Annotated in this window: 4 protein-coding genes and 2 tRNA genes; 4 read left to right on the top strand and 2 right to left on the bottom strand. The window is 61.8% G+C overall.

Annotated features, from left to right (window positions below):
* On the top strand, positions 1–780 hold a 780-nt coding region (locus tag KDH09_03805), incomplete at its 5' end, for an SUMF1/EgtB/PvdO family nonheme iron enzyme (protein MCB0218794.1).
* A gap of 4 nt (positions 781–784) precedes the next feature.
* Here KDH09_03805 and KDH09_03800 read toward each other — a convergent pair.
* Positions 785–1,141 carry a response regulator gene (locus tag KDH09_03800; protein ID MCB0218793.1) on the bottom strand — a complete coding sequence of 119 codons (357 nt, stop codon included), beginning with the start codon at positions 1,139–1,141 and terminating at the stop codon, positions 785–787.
* 151 nt (positions 1,142–1,292) lie between these two features.
* Here KDH09_03800 and KDH09_03795 point away from each other — a divergent pair.
* The 3 genes from KDH09_03795 to KDH09_03785 all read left to right on the top strand — a co-directional run bounded on the left by KDH09_03795 (position 1,293) and on the right by KDH09_03785 (position 2,138).
* Positions 1,293–1,366 (top strand) — tRNA-Gln (locus KDH09_03795).
* 54 nt (positions 1,367–1,420) lie between these two features.
* Positions 1,421–1,496 (top strand) — tRNA-Glu (locus KDH09_03790).
* A 69-nt stretch (positions 1,497–1,565) separates the two neighbouring features.
* On the top strand, positions 1,566–2,138 hold the full coding sequence (locus KDH09_03785) for a hypothetical protein (GenBank protein MCB0218792.1): 573 nt from the start codon (positions 1,566–1,568) through the stop codon (positions 2,136–2,138).
* Between the two features lie 635 nt (positions 2,139–2,773).
* On the opposite strand, the gene KDH09_03780 is transcribed toward KDH09_03785, so the two are convergent.
* Complete coding sequence (locus tag KDH09_03780; GenBank protein ID MCB0218791.1) at positions 2,774–3,793, bottom strand: hypothetical protein; 1,020 nt, start codon at positions 3,791–3,793, stop codon at positions 2,774–2,776.
* Between the last annotated feature and the right edge of the window lie 131 nt (positions 3,794–3,924).

Below are 3,924 nucleotides of genomic sequence, written 5' to 3'. Positions count from 1 at the left end.
GTCCCCTGGAAGGCCGTGAGCGAGATCATCTCCGGGATGGTGAAGATCCCGGGCGCCACTTTCCGTCGCGGCGCCGACGATACCGAGAAAGACGAAGCGCCCGCGCGCAAGATCGTCATCTCGACCTTCTACATTGATCGCCTCGAAGTAACCCGCGCCGACTACGCCGAGTGCGTGCGGGTAGGGGCCTGCGAGGAAGCGCGCCCGTACCCGGGAATCACCGATCCGGCGCTCCCGATCACGGGTGTGAACTGGTACCAGGCCTACGGTTACTGCCTGTGGGCGGGCAAACGCCTTCCCACCGAAGCTGAGTGGGAGCTGGCCGCGCGCGGCACGACCGACTGGCAGTTTCCCTGGGGAAGCGAGTTCGATCCCAAGCTGCTCAACTTCGCCGACTGGGACGAGGAAGAAAACGCCCGCGGCGGCATCGACGGCTACGACGAGCTTGCCCCGGCCGAGAGCTTTCCAGAAGGGGCGAGTCCCTACGGACTTCTCAACACGCTTGGTAATGCATCGGAATGGGTGATGGACTGGTACTCGGTAGGCTACTACCGGCTTGCCCCGTGGAAGGACCCGCGCGGTCCGGGCCGGGGGCGCAGAAAAGTGCTGCGCGGCGGTTCCTTCAACGATGTGCGCGACCCTGAAAAGCCCGACGCCCTGCGCGTGACTGATCGCCAGCCCGTCGATGCCCAGACAGCGCGACCTTCCATCGGGTTCCGTTGTGCCTGGCGCTCCGGCGAAGATCTCTCGCAGGTCGGCGATCCCGAACCCGGGCAATAAGCACTCAGTGATCGAGTAGTTCCTGGACCTTCTCGCGCAGCTTTGCGGGGGAGTAGGGCTTGTACATGAAGGCGGTGACGCCGGCGTCCCTGGCGCTGCGCTCATCCCCGGTGGCGGTGAGCATCAGGATCGGCGTGGCAGCGAATTCTGGCTTGGCGCGCAGGCTGCGGGTCACGTCGAATCCGGTCATCTTGGGCATGTCCATGTCCATGATGATGAGGTCGGGTTTCTCGGCCAGCGCCATTTTGAGCGCTTCGGCACCGTCGTAGGCCTCCATGAGCTGGGCTTCCACGCCCTTGAGCGCGTTGCGGATCAGCTTCGAGAGCACTTCGAAATCTTCGGCGACGAGTATCTTCTTCATGTCCGGTCCTGAGTTGGGGAGCCGGCATCTTACCATGCCCACACGGGCGGGAGGAACCCCGAATCGGGCCGCAATCCATGAATTGACAGGCAGGGGAGTGCTCACTATATAGGGGCTTCGTCGCGGCGCCGCACCTGCGCGACATGCCCGTTCCGGGATCGTCTAATGGTAGGACAGCTGGCTCTGAACCAGTCAATGGTGGTTCGAATCCATCTCCCGGAACCAATTTTCTTGAGGGACCTTTTGAGGCCCGGGCACACCAGAATTTCTGCTTTCAAGGCCCCGTTCGTCTAGCGGCCTAGGACGCCGCCCTCTCACGGCGGAAACACCGGTTCGAGTCCGGTACGGGGTACCATCTCTCTCGTCTTCTTTTTTTTCCCGCTCCCGGGTAAGCTCACGCCTTGTGAAAAATGCTCTCTACAAGATGATTCTCACTGCTTGGCTTTGTTCATTGGTTGCCGTTGTCGGCACGCCGGTCGCGCGTGCGGAGGATCTGGGCGCCGGGCGCCCCGCAATTCCGCGCGAGATGGAGCAGCTGCTCAAGACGCGCATCGATTCGCTCTTTCCCGAGGAGCCGCGCGAGAAGCTCCCCGAGACCAGCGGATGGCAGCGCGCCGAGGCGGTGCTCGGAACGCTCGGCTACACGCCCTTTAAGGCACTTACCGCCTGCACCTACACGACCTCTTCGTTCTTCCACCACGCCGCATTTGAGGGGGACGAGGGGCTGCGCATTCTCAAGGAAGGCTGGGGCGGCGACTGGTTGCTCGTTGGCGAGCATCTCTCGGGCGCCGAGCCGCTCGATCTGATCGGACCCGATCGCAAGTTCCCGGGACACAACCCGCTGGCGCGCGAGACCTTCATCGAGAGCTGGTACCTGCTCTACTCCAATGTCGACTACCAGGGCGTTCCCAAGGGCGTTGAGACGCCTGAGGCGGGGCAGACGAGCCCCGAGGTGCCCGATGCGATCGACAAGGACGCGCCGGCCAGCAGGCCCTGAGGCGGAGCAAACACGCTGTACAAGCAGTACAAAAAGAAAGCGCCGGTTTCGCCAGGAACCGGCGCTTTCACTCTCAAAGAGGAAGGGGTGTTCATGGCAATTGAAAGCACTTCCTCTAAAAAGACCGTTCAGTTGTAGGGTTCAGGGAGAAAACTCGCCGAGCGGCCCTTTGAGAGCCGGCTGGAAGGCCTGTGTTCCACCCAAACCGTCCGGTCGTCGCCACCAAGCGCCGGGGCCGGACTGCACTTAGATATAAACCACTGGCCGCTTGCTCTTCAATAGAGATCAGCACCTCCCAAAAACGTCAAAAAGTTGTCGAAATGCCTAAGCCATCGAATTCATGGCGATTCTGGCGTTGCCTTCTTGACGATGCCCCAAGAAAAATTTTGCGCCGCCCTGTGGATGGTCCGGGCCGGGTGGCATTTGTGGGTAACTAAAAAAGACAAGTAATTTCAATAAGTTATACGTGAAGCGGCCGGGAATTGCTGGGGAAAACGTGCTGAGAGGCCTCCTCCGGCCTCTGCGGTTTCTCCCCGGGTGAGGGGGCAAGGCCCCTTCGGCAGGCCAATGCGCCAACCAGGTGCAAAATGTCCAAATCTTCGACTGTTGTGGTGCGTCAGAGTGACCGAACGCGCCTAGACAGTCATGCGCACGCCGTGCGATTCGCCCTCGTGAATCGCCACTTCGAGCGCCGCGCCGTGCGCGCTGTGCAACTCGGTAACGAGCGTGCGCTTTCTTCCGTTCGTTTCGAACAGTCGCAGGTCGCAGCGCGCGAGTTTTGAATTCAGGCAATCGGTGTTGGGCCCTTCGGGATTCTTGTAATAGAGCCCGACCATGTCGCGCTTGTCGGCCTTGAGCGATCCCTCGAGCACGTAGCCCTGGCCCTCGCTCTGAAAATCCCACTGGTCGTAGCGAATGGTTGCCGGCGGCCACAGCGTTCCCTTCGCGGAGAGCAGCGGGTAATCGGTGCCCTTGTAGCGAAGGAAGGTGCGCGTGACCGGCGGAATCATCACGCCGCCTACCAGAATCCGACCGGTAAAGCCCTCGAAGAAAGTGTCTTCGGGATTTCCATCGAAGAGGTTGCAGTGGCCCCAGGCATAGCGCGGCGTGTGCTGCTCGCCCCAGTTGTGGCCCTGCATGCCGGGCCATCCATCGATGGCGACCTTCTCGCCGTTGACCGTGATGGTTCCGGTAAAGGAACTGTCGGGGTAGGGTGAGAGCGCCTTGCTCTTTGGAAAGCGCCCCTTGTAGAGCTTTTCGCTGGGGAAGTGATGGAAGGGCGCGCCCGAGGTATCGAATGTCAGGTCCCACTTGATGCTCTGGTCGTCCAATTTCAGATCGCCGACGCTGCGTCCGGTGTGGAACTCGCTTGCACCCATCTTCACTTCGACGTGGTCGCGACCCAGGGTGCATTCGCGCGCGGGGAACTGGTTGCGCAGCGCCACGTGCTCGTGGGTGTCGGCGTTGAAGAAGATCGCCCACACATCGCCCACCGCGGCACTTGCCTGACCGGGGCGCGCGAAGAGCGTGAACTTCAGCCAGAACGCGCGCCGGCTGGCCGGGTCGTTGGCCTTCATGAAGTAGCTCTCGACATGCCCGCGCGAGGCGGACGGGTCCCAGACAACGAGATTGTCCTGTTCATTGGGCGTGAGCATGTGGGGCCTCCTGGGAAATGCGCGCGGTGCGCGGCTGATCCGGCGATACTAGACACGCGTGTCCACCCGTGCAAGGATGGGCGCAAGCGGCTCGCCCTTGTTCCGCATTTGGGCCACGACTAGGATGCCGC

Source organism: Chrysiogenia bacterium, assembly GCA_020434085.1.
Taxonomy (GTDB): domain Bacteria; phylum JAGRBM01; class JAGRBM01; order JAGRBM01; family JAGRBM01; genus JAGRBM01.
Note: the sequence above shows the minus strand (reverse complement) of the source record. Positions and strands in the feature narration are given on the sequence as shown.

Excerpts from the sequence above, each read along its gene's own strand:
- KDH09_03800 (MCB0218793.1), bottom strand. The coding sequence starts at position 1,141 with ATGAAGAAGATACTCGTCGCCGAAGATTTCGAAGTGCTCTCGAAGCTG.
- KDH09_03785 (MCB0218792.1), top strand. The coding sequence starts at position 1,566 with ATGATTCTCACTGCTTGGCTTTGTTCATTGGTTGCCGTTGTCGGCACG.
- KDH09_03780 (MCB0218791.1), bottom strand. The coding sequence starts at position 3,793 with ATGCTCACGCCCAATGAACAGGACAATCTCGTTGTCTGGGACCCGTCC.